Here is a 15,743-nt window from a genome sequence, read left to right as displayed (position 1 = left end):
GCTTGAACCCCGTTCGCTACGATCTTCGCGGCCTGAAATGCCCACTCCCCGTGATGAAGACGCGCCGGAAGCTTGCCGCCATGACAAGCGGCACGCTCGTCCTCGTCGATACCAGCGATCCGATGGCAGTGATCGATATGCCGCATTTCTGCAATGAGGACGGTCACGAACTGGTCGCGACGGAAAAGACCGAAGACGGCCACCGCTTCCTGATCCGCAAGCGGTAAAACATGTCACTTGACGTAGCAGCCTGAAAAATCGGACTCGATAAGAACGACGCGGCGCGCCTTTAGATGCGCAAACCCGGAATGGCGAGTGGATTGTCGGACAGCGCCTGACGATCCGGTGTGTCGATCCGCGGCTTGCCGAGGAAGGCGTCGAAAAGATCCTTCACGAAAGCTTCGGGCAGATCCTTGGTGATCAGCACCATGCGCGTGCGCCGGTCTTGCGGATTCGGCCACGCCGGCAGCCGCACCGGCGGGTGAAAGATGCTCTGGACGCCGTGCAGCACCAGCGGCCGTTCCGGTCGGTCGGAGACGGATACGATCGCCTTCATCCGCAACAGCTTTTCGCCATGGGCCGAGCGCAGGAGATCGACGAACATTTCGAGCGCCATCGGATCGATCGGCTTTTCTTCGACGATGGAGAAAGACCGGATCGAAGCATCATGACGATTGACGTCGTGCGGATCCTGCTGCGCATGATCATGATGGTGGTGGCCGTGGCCATCACGATGATCGTGATGGCCATCGTGATCGTGGTCATGATCATGATGATGCGCCTCATGCGCATCCTCGTCCTGCAGCCAGCGCCCGACATCGGCGATCTTCGTTGCCGGGTCGTAGAGACCGTTCACCAGGAGCGCGGCGCTGCCGGCCTCGGCGACGTCGGCATCCATCATCGCCGCGCGCGGATTGAGCGCCCGCAGGCGCTGTTCCAGCTCCGCCGTTGCGCCGGCCATCGACCTCTTCGAGACAATCAGCCGGTCTGCAACCGCAGCCTGCCTGCGCGCTTCTTCGTGATTGTCGAGCGTCTGCAGCCCATTGACCGCATCGACGACCGTCACGACGCCGTCGAGTTCGAAATTTGTGGCGATGACCGGATTGCCCATGATTGCCTGCATGACGGGCGCAGGATCGGCAAGACCGGTCGTTTCGATGACGACGCGCTTCACCGGCCTGACGCGGCCCGTCTGGACGGCGTCCATCAGGTTCGCCAGCGTATCCACAAGCTCGCCGCGCACCGTGCAGCAGAGGCAGCCGTCGGACAATTCGATGATCGAATCGCCGGAACTTTCGACCAGCAGATGGTCGATGCCGACATCGCCGAATTCATTGATGATGACAGCCGCATCCTTCATGTCAGGATCTTTGAGGATGCGGTTCAGCAGCGTCGATTTGCCGGCGCCGAGAAAGCCGGTCAGGATGGTGACCGGAATCCTGTCGTTAAACGCGCTCATCTCTGCCTTACCTTAGAAGCCCATCTTGTCTTAAAACGCGGTCGGGCGCGGCAGCGGCACCGGCACGTTGGCGATGCCGCCAGCCGTATCGCCGGTCGCCACCTTTTCCGGCTGCTGAGACGGCTGCGGGTCCTGCCCCGGAATGAGGCCGGCGAAGACGAATTGCGGGTCGTGGTCCATTTCCAGAATGTAGGGCGAGTGCACCTTCATGCGGCCGACCTCGTCTCGCGTTTCGCTGCGTATCTTGGCGCCCTTGGCGCTGCATATATCGGCTGTAATGTCGGTCACCTGGTCTTGTCCGGGTCCGTAGGGCTTTAGCGAACCCAGCGTCTCATTGCCGGGAAACTGCGTCGTAAAGCCCTTCTGCAACAGATTCGCCGTCGCATCGGCACGCGCCGCGAGACTGTCCGTGCCGAGCACGACGGAAACAAGCGTACGGCCGTTGCGCGTCGCCGAACCGATCTGGTTGAAGCCCGAGGCGCAGATGAAGCCGGTCTTCATGCCGTCGGCGCCGGCGAAGCGGCCGATCAGCATATTGAGGTTCGGCACGTTCTGCTGGCCGGTGGTGAAGCCCTCGAGCGCGAAATAGCTGGCATATTGCGGAAACTCGCGACGCAGCGCCACCGTCAGCACCGCCAGGTCGCGCGCCGTCGTATATTGCCCCTTGCCCGGCAGGCCGTTCGGATTGACGAAATGCGAATCCGTCATGCCGAGCTTCAGCGCCTCGCCGTTCATCCGGGTCACGAAACCTTCCTGCGTACCGCCGACGGCTTCTGCGACCGCGACCGCAATATCGTTGGCCGATTTCACCATCAGGATCTTCAAGGCACTGTCGAGCGTCAGCTTCTGGCCCGGCTTGAAATACATCTTGGCGGCCGGCTGCGCGGCGGCGCGCTTGCTCATGACGATGGGCGTATCGAGGCTGATCTGGCCGGCGCGGATCGCATCGAAGACGGTATAGACGGTCATCAGCTTGGTGAGTGAGGCCGGATACCACTTTCGGAAGGCTTCTTCGTGTTCGAGAACGCGGCCTGTCTGCACGTCGACGAGAATATGCGGATTGGCCTGGACAAGCGAAACGGAAGCGACAAAAGCGGCAGTCGCCGCAACCATGAAACGAAACGGCCGCATGGCGGCAAACAAACGGAAGTGGCTCGTCGACACGGTTCGTCCTTCAGATGTCCGGAAAATCTCGCAACCTTCATCTATCTAGCCTATATGGCTATGACATGGCAAAGGTCATTGACGAAGTAATTGCACGGGCCTCACGCCCATTTGAAGCGACGAACGATTGTCGGAATTTGATAACAGGAACGCCAAGATGCCGATTTTGAACAGAGCCGCCGAATTGCAGGACGAAGTCGCCGAATGGCGCCGCCATATCCATGCCCGGCCCGAGCTTCTTTTCGCGGTGGAAAACACGGCCGCTTTCGTCACTGAGAAACTCAAGGATTTCGGGGTTGACGAGATTGTCACCGGCATCGGCCGCACCGGCGTCGTCGGACTAATCAAGGGCAAGGGCGAAGGCCGCCGCACGATCGGCCTGCGCGCCGACATGGATGCCCTGCCGCTGACTGAGATCACCGGTAAGCCCTGGGCTTCGAAGACGCCGGGCAAGATGCATGCCTGCGGACATGACGGCCACACCGCCATGCTGCTCGGCGCCGCGAAATATCTCGCCGAAACCCGCAATTTCAATGGTAATGTCGCCGTCATCTTCCAGCCCGCCGAAGAAGGCGGCGGCGGCGGCAATCTGATGGTCAAGGATGGCATGATGGAGCGCTTCGGGATCGAAGAAGTCTACGGCATGCACAACCTGCCGGGCCTGCCTGTGGGACAGTTTGCGATCCGCAAGGGCGCCATCATGGCGGCAACCGACGAATTCACCGTCACCATCAAGGGCCGCGGCGGCCACGCCGCCCAGCCGCACCGGACGATCGACCCGATCGCCATCGCCGCCCAGATCGTCAACAACCTGCAGATGATCGCCTCGCGCACCGCCGACCCGATCCGCTCGGTCGTCGTTTCGGTGACCAAGTTCAATGCCGGTTTCGCCCATAACGTCATCCCGAACGATGCGACCTTCGCCGGCACCGTTCGCACCCTCGACCCTGAGATGCGCACACTTGCCGAGACGCGCTTTCGGCAGATCATCGAGGGCCTGGTCGCGGCTCATGGGGCCGAGGCCGAAATCAGCTTCAACCGCAACTATCCCGTCACCGTCAACCATCCCGATGAGACCGAGCACGCGGTCGCCACTGCGAGCGCCATTGCCGGCGAAGCAAACGTCAATGCCGAAATCGATCCGATGATGGGCGGCGAGGACTTCTCCTATATGCTGAACGCCCGTCCCGGCGCCTTCATCTTCATCGGCAACGGCGACAGCGCCGGCCTCCACAACCCGGCCTACGACTTCAACGACGAAGCCATCGCCCACGGCATCTCCTACTGGGTGCGCCTTGCCGAACAACGCCTCGGGCTTTGACAAGAATTAAGGCTTGGCTTCGCGCCAAGCCTTTTGTATGCATGGCATCCAAGTGGTCCCGTAGCTCAGCAGGATAGAGCATCAGATTCCTAATCTGGGGGTCGCGCGTTCGAATCGCGCCGGGATCACCATTCTCAAACGCTGAGCCATATGGCCACTGCGGGAATGGGTGGAATGACTGATCTCGTCTTGTAGATCGCCGCTGAAGGCTTTGCCTCGTTTCAAGCTCGCGGTACCTGACGATAGGCTCCTCGTCTTCTTATGATCCGCCGTGCCCCTAGTCCCAGCAACGCCGCCACAACCGATCCGCCGACAAAACCGATTGCGCCCCAGACGAGGCCGGCAAAGCTCATCGGCACCCCAGGCACGAAGTCGCGCCAGGTATTGGCGAAAACCACATCTTCCGCATTCCCTAGCAGCACGAAGGGCTTGGCGACGGGGGCGGCGGCGCCGAGTTTCAGTTGCTGCGACTGCAGCGTTTCGTAACGCGCGATCGTGCTCTGCATCGAGACGCCGCGGTCGCGCAGGAAATCGTCGGAAGATTGGGCATAGGCGTTCAGCGCCTGCTCGCGGTCGAGCTGATGCTGGGCGGCTTGGCGGTTGAAGTCCTCGACGATGACACGCAGCTCATCGATCGCGCCGCCGATCCGCTGGCGATATTGCTGCGCAAATTCAGGCGCTTGCGAAAAGACCGTGCCGCCGGCAAGTCCGGCGACAAGGGCGATGATCCTTGCAATCTGTCCCACGTCCGTGGTCTCCGGCTGTTTCCTGCGCTAACGATCCGCGGCCGCAAAGGTTTCTGCCTTCGACACAATCGGTAACGCTATGTGATTGAACCGGCGGCGCTTCCGGCGAGTTGAGACTATGACCAACTCAGAAAGAGAGGCTCGTCATGAAACAGTTCATTCTTGCTTGCACGCTCGCTGCAGCGTCCGTCCTTTCCGCCATGCCGTCCCAGGCGGCAAGCGTGACTATCACCACCGATAACCCGCGTCCTTATTACGGCGATTTGGAGCGTCCTGATTATCGCGATTCGGAGCGCCCTTATTATCGCCACCGGCCCTACTACCGCCATCACATGATGCGCCGCGTCTCCGATGATTGCTTCACCAAGACGGAAAGAATCCGCCGTCACGGTCATACGATCATCAAGGAGACCCGGATCTGCCGATAAGGCGGTCCATGCACGAAAAGCCCGGCCGCTCCTCCCCAGCCGGGCTCTTCACCTTTCCGCTGATCAGGAACTTCGCAACATCGGCTGCGTTTATCGCGAAAACGGGAGAACTCATCATGCGTATCAAGATGACTCTTTTGGCAATCGCCTATGTCGCCGTCAGCGCTCTGCTGCTCGCCATCGCGTATCAGCCGCAGGGGTCGGTGGCCACAGCGAAGACCGATCGCCTGGAAGGCGCGTCCTTCCTCGTCGAGCGCTTCGCCGGTTGATCAGCCGAGCGCCGGCGTAGAGGCCGGCGCTCGCAAGCGGGACGCGTTTCGCTAAATCAATGCGGGTTGCCGACGGCAGACCCGCTGAGCAGGATTCGGTTCTGCACCGCGGTCACGCCCTCGACCGCCCGGGCGACGGCGGTTGCCCGTTCGATTTCCCCGACCGTACCGACGGTGCCTGTCAACACGACCTGATCTTCCTCCATCGTCACTTCCACATCCGACGCATCGATGCCGCCGGCAATTGCCAATGCATTGGCGACGGCGGCCTCGAGAGATGCGCGATTGGCGATCTCCGCTTCCACTTCGGGCGCAAGCCCGTGAAATGTCGGCTCTTTGAAAACCATATTCCGTTCCTCCGAAAAATCTCAAGAAGAAACGCCATCGGCCTGGTTTGGTTTCCTGCGTTACCAGCTGACGCGATAGCGGAGATTGACGCTGCTCGCCTCATCAGGCGAGAACGGATTGCTGACCGAGGCATCGAGGTTGAGGTTCGGCAGGATCGCCTGGTCGACCGCCACCGTGCTCGAGAAGTCGCCGCTGGCATTGCTGACCCCGGCGCCTGCCGAAAGCGAGGTTCCCGTCCAGGGATGGATCAACTTCAGCGCCTGTGACGCCGTCACCGAAGTCTCCCTGGCATCGACCGGGTCGTAACGGACGCTCAGGGAGCGGCTCGATTGCATGTCGAGCGAATCCGACAGGATCCAGCTGCGCGAGCGGCTGAGCGTCAGAGCGCCGCTGCCGCGCAGCGTATCGACGCTGACCCTGGCGCCCTGCTGCGATTGGCCTGCCGGCGTAACGCTCGTCTTGCTGATCCTGCCCCAGAGCATGGCCTGTTCGGAATCGGGTAGCGGCGCGCCGCCTTTTGTCGCTGCTAATGCGAGATCGGCGCCGGCGCTCGTCTCCCATTCCGCCGGCAGACGAAAACCCATCGTCGCCTTGTATGATCGATCCGAGACTTTGGCAGGCGACCAGATCAACAGGTCGTCCGCCTTTGCGGTCACGGTCAGCGAAAGCACGATGGCGGAAAGAATGATGGCTATTCTGAATATCGTCATGTGTTCCGATCGTTTTGACCTGACACGTGCTGGCTCATCGAATGGCACGATACCGCACCAAAGTGCCGCAGCGAACACGGACAGGCAGCACGGCCAAGCCGTTCATCCCGATGTCATCCTCGATTTAGTGTTTGGCCGAAAAAGCCGAGGGCAGCCAGGTGCCCGTTTTTCAATGGCCGCCGCAGCGCCCCGCCCATGCGCCGACGAGCGGCGGCAGGGGAATCACATCCTTTCAGGAATGTCATGAGGATCACACCCCGCCGCCGCTCTGTAAACCCCCGAGGAGCTGAAATCTGCTGCACCGCACACTTGCCGCACCCTCCAAACCCTAGTAGAGCCTGAGCCTACGAGAGACATTTTTCGCGAAATTCCAAATGATGACCGGCAAAACCGCGCCGCGGCGCCTCAGCATCTTCGGCTCGACCGGGTCGATCGGCCGCAATACCCTCAATGTCGTCGAACATCTGGGCGGGCGGGAGAACTTCGAAATTTCCGTTCTGACAGGCAACGGCAATGTCCAGCTGCTCGCCCGGCAGGCCAGATCCTTCGGCGCGCGGCTGGCGGTGACGGCAAACGACCGGCATTATGAAGCGCTGAAGGGCGAACTTTTCGGCAGCGGCATCGCGGTCGCGTCGGGGAAATCCGGCCTGATGGAAGCGGCCGACCGCGAAGCCGACTGGGTGATGGCGGCAATCGTTGGCACGGCGGGTCTGGCGCCGACGCTTGCCGCTGCGCGCCGTGGCGCTGATATCGCCCTTGCCAACAAGGAATGTCTGGTCTCGGCCGGCGATCTCTTCATCGGGGCGATCCGCGCCGGCGGCGGCAAGCTGCTTCCCGTCGACAGCGAGCACAATGCGATTTTCCAGGTGCTGGAAGAAAACCAGCGCCATGCCGTCGAGCGTGTCATCCTGACCGCCTCGGGCGGTCCCTTCCGTACCGCCTCGTTGAAGGAGATGGCCGATGTGACGGTGGAAACCGCACGCGCCCATCCGAACTGGTCGATGGGCTTGAAGATCTCGATCGACAGCGCCTCGATGTTCAACAAGGCGCTGGAAATGATCGAAGCCCGCCATCTTTTCGGACTGCGGCCCGAGCAGATCGAGGTGATCTTCCATCCGCAGTCGATCATCCATTCCATGGTGGGTTATACCGACGGTTCGGTGCTGGCGCAGCTCGGCGCGCCTGATATGCGCACCGCCATCGGTTACGCGCTGTCCTTTCCGCGCCGGCCGAACCTGCCGGTCGAGCGGCTCGATTTCGCCAAGCTCGCGAGGCTGGATTTCGAAGCGCCGGATGAGGTGCGGTTTCCCGCCTTGCGGCTGGCGCGCCTTGCGATGACGCGCGGCGGCGTTCAGGGCGCGGTGCTCAACGGCGCCAAGGAAGTGGCGCTCGAGGCCTTCATCGAGGGGCGCCTCTCCTTCCTCGCCATGGCCGAGGTCACCGAGAGGGTCATGGATGACCTGGCCCACCTGCCGCCGGCTGCCGGCATGGACGATGTCTTCAACGCCGACCGGCAAGCCCGGCAGCGCGCGGCAGCCCTGCTGAAACTCGATCTCGTCGGTTGAGAGCTCGGTCGGCTAGCGCAGCCGATTGCCGTGCTCGTCGAACAATCGGCAATTCGAGGGCTCGAACTGCAGGCTGACCTCTTCGCCGGCCGCAATGCTGGTCGGCGACCGGTGCTCGACGGTGAGCGACTGACCATCGCCGAGCTGGCAATAGAGATACTGCGTTCCGCCGAGATACTCCGAAAAATCGACCCTTGCCCTCAGGCTGCCATTGAGCTCGGGCGCCACTTTCAGATGCTCCGGCCGCAGACCGAGCGTCACGGCCGCACCGGCCAGCCTGTCTTTCGGCAGCAGGCCGCTTTCGACGCGCCCGCCGGCGATATCGACCAGGCCGCCTTCGCCCCATCGGGCATTCAGGAGATTCATCCTCGGCGAGCCGATGAAACCCGCCACGAACGTGTTCGACGGATTCTCGTAGATTTCCCGCGGCGTTCCGGCCTGCTCGACGCGGCCGTCGCGCAGCACGACGATCTTGTCGGCGAGCGTCATCGCCTCGGTCTGATCATGCGTGACATAGATCATCGTATTGCCGAGTTCGCGATGAAGGCGGGCGATCTCGATGCGCATGGACACGCGCAGCTCCGCATCGAGATTGGACAGCGGTTCGTCGAACAGGAAAACATCGGGCTCGCGCACGATCGCCCGGCCGATCGCCACGCGCTGGCGTTGGCCGCCGGAAAGCTGGCCGGGGCGCCGGTCGAGCAGATGGTCGATTTTCAGGATCGCCGAGGCTGCCTTGACGCGCGTCTCGATCTCCGCACCATTCGTACGCGCCATCTTCAGGCCGAAGGCCAGGTTGTCGCGCACGCTCATATGCGGATAGAGCGCGTAGGATTGGAAGACCATGGCGATGCCGCGCTCGGACGGATCGAGATCGGTGACAACACGTCCCTTGATCTCGATCTCGCCCTCGGTCACGTCCTCCAGGCCGGCGATCATGCGAAGCAACGTCGATTTTCCGCAGCCGGACGGACCGACGAAGACGACGAATTCGCCCTCCTCGATCGTCAGGTCGATGCCATGGACCACCTGCAGATTGCCATAGCTTTTTCGCACGTCCTGAAGGACGACGCTCTTGTTACCCATACCGTTCGTCATCCCCAAACGACCTACTTGTCCGCCTGGACCCAGACGAGCATCTCTCCGGGCGCGCGGTTGTCCCAGAGATGATAGGGCACGAAGCGTGCTGTGGCGACCCGCCTTTCGGCCGGCGCCTTGCGGTAGAGCGATGTGCCCCAATTCGATGTTTCCTCACGCTCGACCTTGAGATCGAGAGCGACGGCATCATTGAGGTCCTTCAGCACGACGGTTTCGGCGGCCGACAGTTCGCGGGGCAGAACGATGGTGTTGAGGTCCTCGCCATTGTCCGTTGTCTCGACGCAATAGACGAGCGGACCGCGCATCAAGGCGACGCGGCCGGCATCCTGGCGCACTTTCGGATTGGCATATTGCGGACGAAGCGCCAGCGGCAGGTAGAGGGCCACCTTATCACCGTCCGCCCATTCGCGGTCGATCCTCGCATATCCGTCGCGGGCATGGGCACCGAGGTCGAGCATCGCCCCGTTGACGCTGAGGGTTGCGCCCTCTGCCCAATCCGGGATGCGCAGCGACAGCGCGAACCGAGCCGGCTTTGCCAGCTTGACAGTGAAGGCGACCGCGCCGTCCCACGGATAATTGGTGCTCTGCTCCAACGCCAACTCCGCGCCATTGGCAAGCTTCAGCCGGGCGGTGCTTTCGCCATAGAGATGGACGGCGATCTCATCATCGGCAACCGCATACATGTATGACCCGATCGACGTCACCAGACGGGCGATGTTCGGCGGGCAGCAGGGGCAATGGTGCCACTTCCAGCGGTGGTGCTTGCCCGCACTTTCGAGCGGATTGTCATAGAAGAAGGTCTTGCCGTCTGTGGAAAGACCCGGCAGCGCGCCGTTATAAAGCGCCTGCTCCATGATATCGGCATAGCGCCGGTTCGGTCCGCGCCCGAGCATGCGGCTCGCCCAGAAGACCAGGCCGACGGAGGCGCAGGTTTCCGCATAGGCCGTGTCGTTGGGCAGATCGTAATAATCGGTGAAGCCTTCGTTGGAGGCGGCCGGGCCGATGCCGCCGGTGATGTACATCTGCTTGGTCGTCAGATCGTCCCAAAGCGTTTCCAGCGCCGCCGTCAGACTGTCGTCCTTGTATTCGGTGGCAATATCGGCCATGCCGGAATAGAGGTACATGGCGCGCACCGCATGGCCGACCACCTTCGTCTGTTCGCGCACCGGGAGGTGCGCCTGGCCATATTCATAGGTCTTCTGATGGAAGTCGGCAGCGCTCCGGCCGTCGCGAGCGGCCTCGGCCGTAAAGAAGTGCGGCTCGGTGCCGCGTTCGTCGATGAAGTATTTCGACAGGTCGAGATATTTCTTCTCGCCGGTCACCCGGGCGAGCTTGACCAATGCCAGCTCGATTTCCTCGTGGCCGCAATAGCCGGGAATCTGTCCCTCGCCATGGCCGAAAACCTTGATCATGTAATCGGCGTAGCGGCACATGATGTCGAGCAGCTTGCGCTTGCCGGTCGCCTGATAATAGGCGACCGCGGCTTCCATCAGATGGCCCGCGCAATAGAGTTCGTGATGATCGCGCAGATTGGTCCAGCGGCGGGATGGCTCGACGCGCTGGAACCAGGCGTTCAGATAGCCGTCCTTGTCCTGCATCCGCTCATACATGTCGATGATCTCATCGGCGCGCGCCTCGAGCTTCGGGTTCGGCCGGCGATAAAGCGAGTAGGCGATCGTCTCGATCGACTTGCCGAGATCGGAATCCCAGAACATCTGCGTCGTCCCGCCCCAGGGCTGAATGGGAATGACAACGCCCGGGCTCGGCTGGTTGACGTCGATCGCTTTCAACATCCCTGCCTCGACGCAGCGGTCGAGCAGGGTCTCGGCGGTGGAATTGCAGACGGCGTCCTGCCACTTGCCCCAGAAGCCGCCGAGCTCGACATCGGGAACGGCGACGGGACGAAACTGGCGGTCATTGCTTGACTTGGTCATGGGCTCTACCTTGAGCATGATGCCGAAAAGTGTGAGCGGTTTTCGGACGACATCATGCTCTAACTCTTTAATTTAGAACAGGATTCAGATTTTAGGCCGACGGCCTAAAATCATCCTGTTCTTGCGATCATTTCACCGCGCCGGCCATCAGCCCGCGCATGTAGTAGCGTTGCAGGAGCAGGAAGACGATCAGGCAGGGGATCGTCATGACGACGACACCAGCCTGCACCGCTCCCCAGTTGATGGCGCCGAGCCGTCCGGCGCGAACCGCCGTCATCAGTACCGGCAGGGTGTATTTCTCATTGCTGGAAAGCAGCACGAGCGCAGCGAGAAACTCGTTCCAGGCGTTGAGGAAGGCGAAGATCGCCACCGTCGCGACACCGGGCAGCACCAGCGGCAGCAGGACGCGCGCCAGCAGCCTCAGATCGCGCGCACCGTCGATGCGCGCTGCCTCTTCGATCTCCTTGGGCACGGCGTCGAAGGCATTGCGCATCATGAAAACGGAGAAGGGCAGTTGCAGCGTCACATAGACGAGCGTCAGCCCGAGCAGCGAATTGTTGAGGCCGAGTTTTGCCAGGATGATGAAGAGCGGCGTCAGGATCGACTGGAACGGGATCATCAGCGTAGCAATGATCAGCACGAACAGTGCATTCTTCATCGGGAAGCGATAACGCGAGAAGCCATAGCCGGCGAGCAGGCTGACAAGAACGGTCAGCACCACGGTGGCGACCGAAACGAACAGCGAATTGATCATGTGCCGCCAGATGCCGGCGCCGAACGTATCGAGCAGCGCATAGGCATCGAAGCTGATGCTGGATGTCGGCCACGGCGGCAAGGGCGGCAGGGTGGCCTCGGCACCCGGCCGGAAGGAAGCGAGCAGCGTGACCGCGAACGGCGCCAGAAAAAAGATCGAAATGGCGATGCCTGCCAGATGATAGGTCGACTTCGTGCGGATGGCCTTGCGGGCGCGGCGTTGCCTTGAGGTCGTCATGGACGCTCCTCCCCGACGCGCAGCAGCCAGAGCTGCACGATGCTGATGGCGACCAGAATGGCGAGGAGCGCAATCGAGAGGGCCGCGCCATAGCCGAGATTGAAGGAGACGAAGGACTGGTTGAAGATGTAATAGACCACCGAGATCATCTTGTTCTGCGGTCCACCGGCCGTCATGATATAGAACTGGTCGAAGGCGAGGATCGAGCCGGTAACCGAGACGATCAGGGCTAGCGCGATCGTCTTGCGCATCAGCGGCAGCGTCAGGTGCCGGAAGCGCTGCCAGCGGCCGGCGCCGTCGATGCGGGCCGCCTCCGTCAGCTCGGATGGAATGGCCTGCAGCCCGGTCAGCAGAATGATCATGGTGAAGCCGGCGATCTTCCAGACGACCATCACCACGACCGTCAGAAAGGCGGTGTCGAAGGTCGCAAGCAGGTTGGGGCTCTTTTCCAGAAGACCGAGTGCTTTCAAGGCTGGGCCGATGAAGCCGCTATCGACATTGGCAAGCCAGACCCAGAGCAGCGAGGCCGTGGCAAGGCCGACCACGACCGGCAGGAAGATGATCGTGCGGTAGGCGCTGACGAACTGCCGTTCCTTTTCGACGAAGATCGCCAGCGGAAAGGCGACAGCGAAGATCGCGACAGTGACGATCACGGTGTAATAGGCGGTGAAATTCAGTGCCGCCATGAAACGGGTGTCGTTGAACATACGGAAATAATTGTTGAAGCCGATCCAGCGCGACGCTCCCATCAGCGGCCAGTTGTGAAGGCTCATCCACCCCGTGAAGAGAACCGGCATGACGAAGAAGACGATGACCAGCGCCATGGCCGGCGCGATGTAGAGCGGGCCGCGCCAATTCGATCTGCGCCGCCGCTTTCGCCGGGGCAATAGGATATTCGAACCGGAACCGGTCATCGAAACGCTCCGCATCTGTCAATTGAAAATGGCCGGGAAGCTGCCACCGCTCCCCGGCCGCGGCCTTGGGAGAGTTATTGGCCGCTATCTATGATCGACTGCATTTCCGACTGGGCGCTCGAGAACGCGCCGTCGACATCGTCGCCGAAGATCGCCGCGTTGGTGAAGCTTGCCCATGGGCCGTTGGCGCTGTTGATCAGGTCGTTGAATTGCAGCGTATAGGGCGTCTTGGCAACGCTGATCGCCTTGAGGCCGACCTGCATGCGCGGATCGAGACCTTCCAGCACCTTACCGGCGATGTCGCCGCGGGTCGGCAAGCTGCCATATTTCGCCATCACCTTCTGGCCGTCCTCGGAATATATATATTCGAGGAACTCCTTCACGGCGTCGATCTTCTTGGTGCCCTTGGTGATGACGAAGTTGTCGCCGCCGGCAAAGGAGGAAGGCTTGCCGTCGACCCCGGGGATGAGGGTCACACCGAAATTGATCTCGGGATGCTGGGTCACCAGCGTGCCGATGGCAAAGGCGCCGAGGCTCTGCTGGCCGATCTTGCCGTTGGTGAAGGTCAGGAAGTTCGTACCGTTGTCGCTGGCCGCACCCGCCGGCACGAGGTCCTTTTTGACCATGTTGCGGTAGATGTCGACGGCCTTGCGCATCTGAGGCGTATCGAGCGTCGCCGTCTTGCTGTCGGCCGACAGGATGTCGGCGCCCGCACCCCAGACGAGCGGCGTGAAGGTGAAGATCATGCAGCCACCGCAGCCGCCGCCGGAGAAATAGAAGCCGTAGGTGTCGTCACCGAGTGCCCGGATCTTCTCCGCATTGGCGGTAATTTCATCCCAGTTCGCCGGCGCCTTCTCCGGGTCGAGACCGGCCTTCTTGTAGAGATCCTTGTTCCAGGCGAAGACCGATGTCTCGACGGAGAGCGGCAGGCCGTAAATCTTGTCCTGATAGGTGCCGAGGCGGACATGCGACGGCGAAAGCGAGTTGAAATAGGGCAGCGACTTCGCCCAGTCCGTCAGATCCTCCAGCTGGCCGGCCGCGGCAAAGGCAGGATTGTAGATGAGGTCCATCGACAGCGCGTCGGGCGCCTGTCCGCCGGCGATTGCCGTCGCATATTTCTGCACCAGCTCGGAGAACGGCACTTCGGTCATTACGACCTTGTTCTCATGGCTGGAATTATAGGCTTCGACGACTTTCTTGAAGGCGTCGCCGATCCCCGAGCGAACCCACATTTCGACGTTTTCGGCGGCCGATGCAGCCGAAACCAGGCACCAGGTGGCGATACCGGTCGCCGCCAATAGACGCTTGATCATGACACTCCTCCCAATATGGCGCATCTCCTCGCGCCTTTGCTCATTTCCGTGATTCTCATTCCTCGGGGGTTCTACCCCCGCATGACCGCCGAACGACGAGCCGGCAGGCCAACTTCCTCACTCCCGGCTCGACAGGCCGTCCTTCCGCAAGCGCCAGCACCGTCAATCCGGCCTGCCGCCCGAGTTCCTTCAGCTCCATATCTACGGTCGTCAGCGGCGGCCGCGTCTGGGCCGCGACAATCTCCCAATTGTCGAAGCCGATCACCGAAACGTCCTGCGGCACCTTGACGCCGCGCTCGCGCAGCGCATCCACCGCGCCACGGGCGATCTGGTCGTTGCCGCAGAAAAGCGCGTCCGGCTTTTCCCCCGGCCTCTTCCAAAGCTGTTCCACCGCTTCATGACCCCAGCTTTCCGACCAGACGCCGTAGAGCACCGGCTCGCGGTGGCCCGCCACCTGATGATAGGCCCCGGCCCGCTCCCGCACCGAAAAGAAGTCTTCCGGCCCGGTAATATGGGCAATCCGCCGCCGCCCGATCGTCACGAGCCATTCCACCGCCAATCTCGCACCCTGCTCGTCGTCCGAACGGAAAGTAACGCTGTTCGGCGTCCCCTCGGTGAAGGCATAGACGACAGGCACATGCAAATTCGACAAATCGACAGGCAGACGCTTGTCCAGCCGCTTGCCGGTTGCGATGATACCGTCGACCTGCTTGTCCAGCATCGCATCGACATGGATCTGGGCGAGTGCCGGATCATCTTCGATGGCGCACAGGAAAACCGAAACGCCATGATCGACGAGAGCGTCCGAAATACCCGCCATCACAGGCAGCGTGAAACGGCCGTAGGTGTCGTTCGTCAGCAGCCCGACGGTGAAGCTGCGCTTGCTGAGAAGACCTCTTGCCAGCGCATTCGGCCGATATCCGATTTCGCCGGCAATCCGCTTAACCCGCTCGCGGGTTTCTGCACCCATCCGGCCGGTGTCGTTGAGCGCCTTCGACGCCGTCGAGATGCTCACGCCGGCGGCCGACGCGACCTCATGGATGGTGATCCTGCCTCTTTTTCCTCCCGATATGTTCAGGCCTTCCTCCTTCTGAAGTGGCTTGAGAAAAGCTTTTACCAATCTTTCTGTCAAGTGAGAAAAGGTTTTCTCATGTAGATCCAGAGACGGAACATCGAGGCAGGCAGCAGGAAGGAAAGCGGGGAAACGGCCAATGCGAATCCATGAGACGGGATTGCAATGCGTCATTCACGGGTAGTGCGCCAGCCCACCGCTGGACAATCTTGCCCGGCTAATGAATGTGGAACAAACAACCGCCGTCAGAACCCGATGGAGGTTCTGATTCGCGGAGCTAGAACCCAAGCGATCGTTAGATCAGGCGACGTGCCTTGCCAGCGCGCAACGCGACCAGAGCGAATGCAGGGCCTCGACGAGATGGGCGATATCGGCGTCGGAATGCAGCGGCGTCGGGGTGATGCGCAGTCG

General features: G+C 61.5%; 16 protein-coding genes and 1 tRNA gene. 6 read left to right on the top strand and 11 right to left on the bottom strand.

Features of this window, described 5'->3' with window-relative positions; translation table 11 throughout:
- Positions 1–2: 2 nt before the first annotated feature.
- On the top strand, positions 3–227 hold the full coding sequence (locus FHT70_RS24140; RefSeq protein WP_085779657.1) for a sulfurtransferase TusA family protein: 225 nt from the start codon (positions 3–5) through the stop codon (positions 225–227).
- Between the two features lie 62 nt (positions 228–289).
- On the opposite strand, the gene FHT70_RS24135 is transcribed toward FHT70_RS24140, so the two are convergent.
- Together FHT70_RS24135 and FHT70_RS24130 are read right to left on the bottom strand one after the other, a co-directional pair.
- Positions 290–1,459 carry a GTP-binding protein gene (locus tag FHT70_RS24135; RefSeq protein WP_183705338.1) on the bottom strand — a complete coding sequence of 390 codons (1,170 nt, stop codon included), beginning with the start codon at positions 1,457–1,459 and terminating at the stop codon, positions 290–292.
- Between the two features lie 30 nt (positions 1,460–1,489).
- Positions 1,490–2,623, bottom strand: a complete 1,134-nt coding sequence (locus FHT70_RS24130; protein ID WP_085779659.1) for a D-alanyl-D-alanine carboxypeptidase family protein — start codon at positions 2,621–2,623, stop codon at positions 1,490–1,492.
- Between the two features lie 157 nt (positions 2,624–2,780).
- Between FHT70_RS24130 and FHT70_RS24125 the strand changes: the two genes are divergently transcribed.
- Positions 2,781–3,944 (top strand): M20 aminoacylase family protein, encoded by a 1,164-nt coding sequence (locus FHT70_RS24125; protein ID WP_183705336.1) that lies wholly within the window; start codon positions 2,781–2,783, stop codon positions 3,942–3,944.
- Between the two features lie 54 nt (positions 3,945–3,998).
- Positions 3,999–4,075: transfer RNA gene (locus FHT70_RS24120), tRNA-Arg, on the top strand.
- 90 nt (positions 4,076–4,165) lie between these two features.
- On the opposite strand, the gene FHT70_RS24115 is transcribed toward FHT70_RS24120, so the two are convergent.
- Positions 4,166–4,690, bottom strand: a complete 525-nt coding sequence (locus tag FHT70_RS24115; protein WP_183705334.1) for a DUF2937 family protein — start codon at positions 4,688–4,690, stop codon at positions 4,166–4,168.
- Between the two features lie 146 nt (positions 4,691–4,836).
- Between FHT70_RS24115 and FHT70_RS24110 the strand changes: the two genes are divergently transcribed.
- Both FHT70_RS24110 and FHT70_RS24105 read left to right on the top strand, forming a co-directional pair.
- Positions 4,837–5,118, top strand: a complete 282-nt coding sequence (locus FHT70_RS24110; RefSeq protein ID WP_183705332.1) for a hypothetical protein — start codon at positions 4,837–4,839, stop codon at positions 5,116–5,118.
- Between the two features lie 116 nt (positions 5,119–5,234).
- The gene (locus FHT70_RS24105; RefSeq protein ID WP_176536406.1) at positions 5,235–5,387 is read left to right on the top strand and encodes a hypothetical protein; all 153 of its coding nucleotides are present in this window, start codon (positions 5,235–5,237) and stop codon (positions 5,385–5,387) included.
- Between the two features lie 56 nt (positions 5,388–5,443).
- On the opposite strand, the gene FHT70_RS24100 is transcribed toward FHT70_RS24105, so the two are convergent.
- Both FHT70_RS24100 and FHT70_RS24095 read right to left on the bottom strand, forming a co-directional pair.
- A complete protein-coding gene (locus FHT70_RS24100; RefSeq protein WP_097601551.1) occupies positions 5,444–5,734 on the bottom strand; it encodes a BON domain-containing protein in 291 nt (96 codons plus the stop codon).
- A gap of 60 nt (positions 5,735–5,794) precedes the next feature.
- Complete coding sequence (locus FHT70_RS24095; protein WP_183705330.1) at positions 5,795–6,445, bottom strand: hypothetical protein; 651 nt, start codon at positions 6,443–6,445, stop codon at positions 5,795–5,797.
- A gap of 374 nt (positions 6,446–6,819) precedes the next feature.
- Here FHT70_RS24095 and dxr point away from each other — a divergent pair, with 374 nt between their 5' ends.
- Positions 6,820–8,010: a 1-deoxy-D-xylulose-5-phosphate reductoisomerase gene (gene dxr, locus FHT70_RS24090; protein ID WP_183705328.1), complete on the top strand. Its 1,191-nt coding sequence runs from the start codon at positions 6,820–6,822 to the stop codon at positions 8,008–8,010.
- 12 nt (positions 8,011–8,022) lie between these two features.
- On the opposite strand, the gene ugpC is transcribed toward dxr, so the two are convergent.
- The 6 genes from ugpC to FHT70_RS24060 all read right to left on the bottom strand — a co-directional run bounded on the left by ugpC (position 8,023) and on the right by FHT70_RS24060 (position 15,380).
- Positions 8,023–9,096: a sn-glycerol-3-phosphate ABC transporter ATP-binding protein UgpC gene (gene ugpC / locus FHT70_RS24085; RefSeq protein ID WP_183705326.1), complete on the bottom strand. Its 1,074-nt coding sequence runs from the start codon at positions 9,094–9,096 to the stop codon at positions 8,023–8,025.
- A gap of 23 nt (positions 9,097–9,119) precedes the next feature.
- Positions 9,120–11,042 carry a glycoside hydrolase family 127 protein gene (locus tag FHT70_RS24080; protein WP_183705324.1) on the bottom strand — a complete coding sequence of 641 codons (1,923 nt, stop codon included), beginning with the start codon at positions 11,040–11,042 and terminating at the stop codon, positions 9,120–9,122.
- Between the two features lie 127 nt (positions 11,043–11,169).
- On the bottom strand, positions 11,170–12,033 hold the full coding sequence (locus FHT70_RS24075) for a carbohydrate ABC transporter permease (protein WP_085779667.1): 864 nt from the start codon (positions 12,031–12,033) through the stop codon (positions 11,170–11,172).
- Complete coding sequence (locus tag FHT70_RS24070) at positions 12,030–12,947, bottom strand: sugar ABC transporter permease (protein WP_183705322.1); 918 nt, start codon at positions 12,945–12,947, stop codon at positions 12,030–12,032. The genes FHT70_RS24075 and FHT70_RS24070 overlap by 4 nt, the downstream gene beginning before the upstream one ends.
- A 74-nt stretch (positions 12,948–13,021) precedes the next feature.
- The gene (locus tag FHT70_RS24065) at positions 13,022–14,260 is read right to left on the bottom strand and encodes a sugar ABC transporter substrate-binding protein (RefSeq protein WP_183705320.1); all 1,239 of its coding nucleotides are present in this window, start codon (positions 14,258–14,260) and stop codon (positions 13,022–13,024) included.
- A 55-nt stretch (positions 14,261–14,315) separates the two neighbouring features.
- A complete protein-coding gene (locus FHT70_RS24060; RefSeq protein WP_246721962.1) occupies positions 14,316–15,380 on the bottom strand; it encodes a LacI family DNA-binding transcriptional regulator in 1,065 nt (354 codons plus the stop codon).
- Positions 15,381–15,743: the final 363 nt, after the last annotated feature.

It is taken from the genome of Rhizobium sp. BK049 (assembly GCF_014193135.1).
Classification (GTDB): Bacteria; Pseudomonadota; Alphaproteobacteria; order Rhizobiales; family Rhizobiaceae; genus Rhizobium.
The sequence above is the reverse complement of the archived record's forward strand: the minus strand, read 5'-3'. Positions and strand labels throughout refer to the sequence as shown.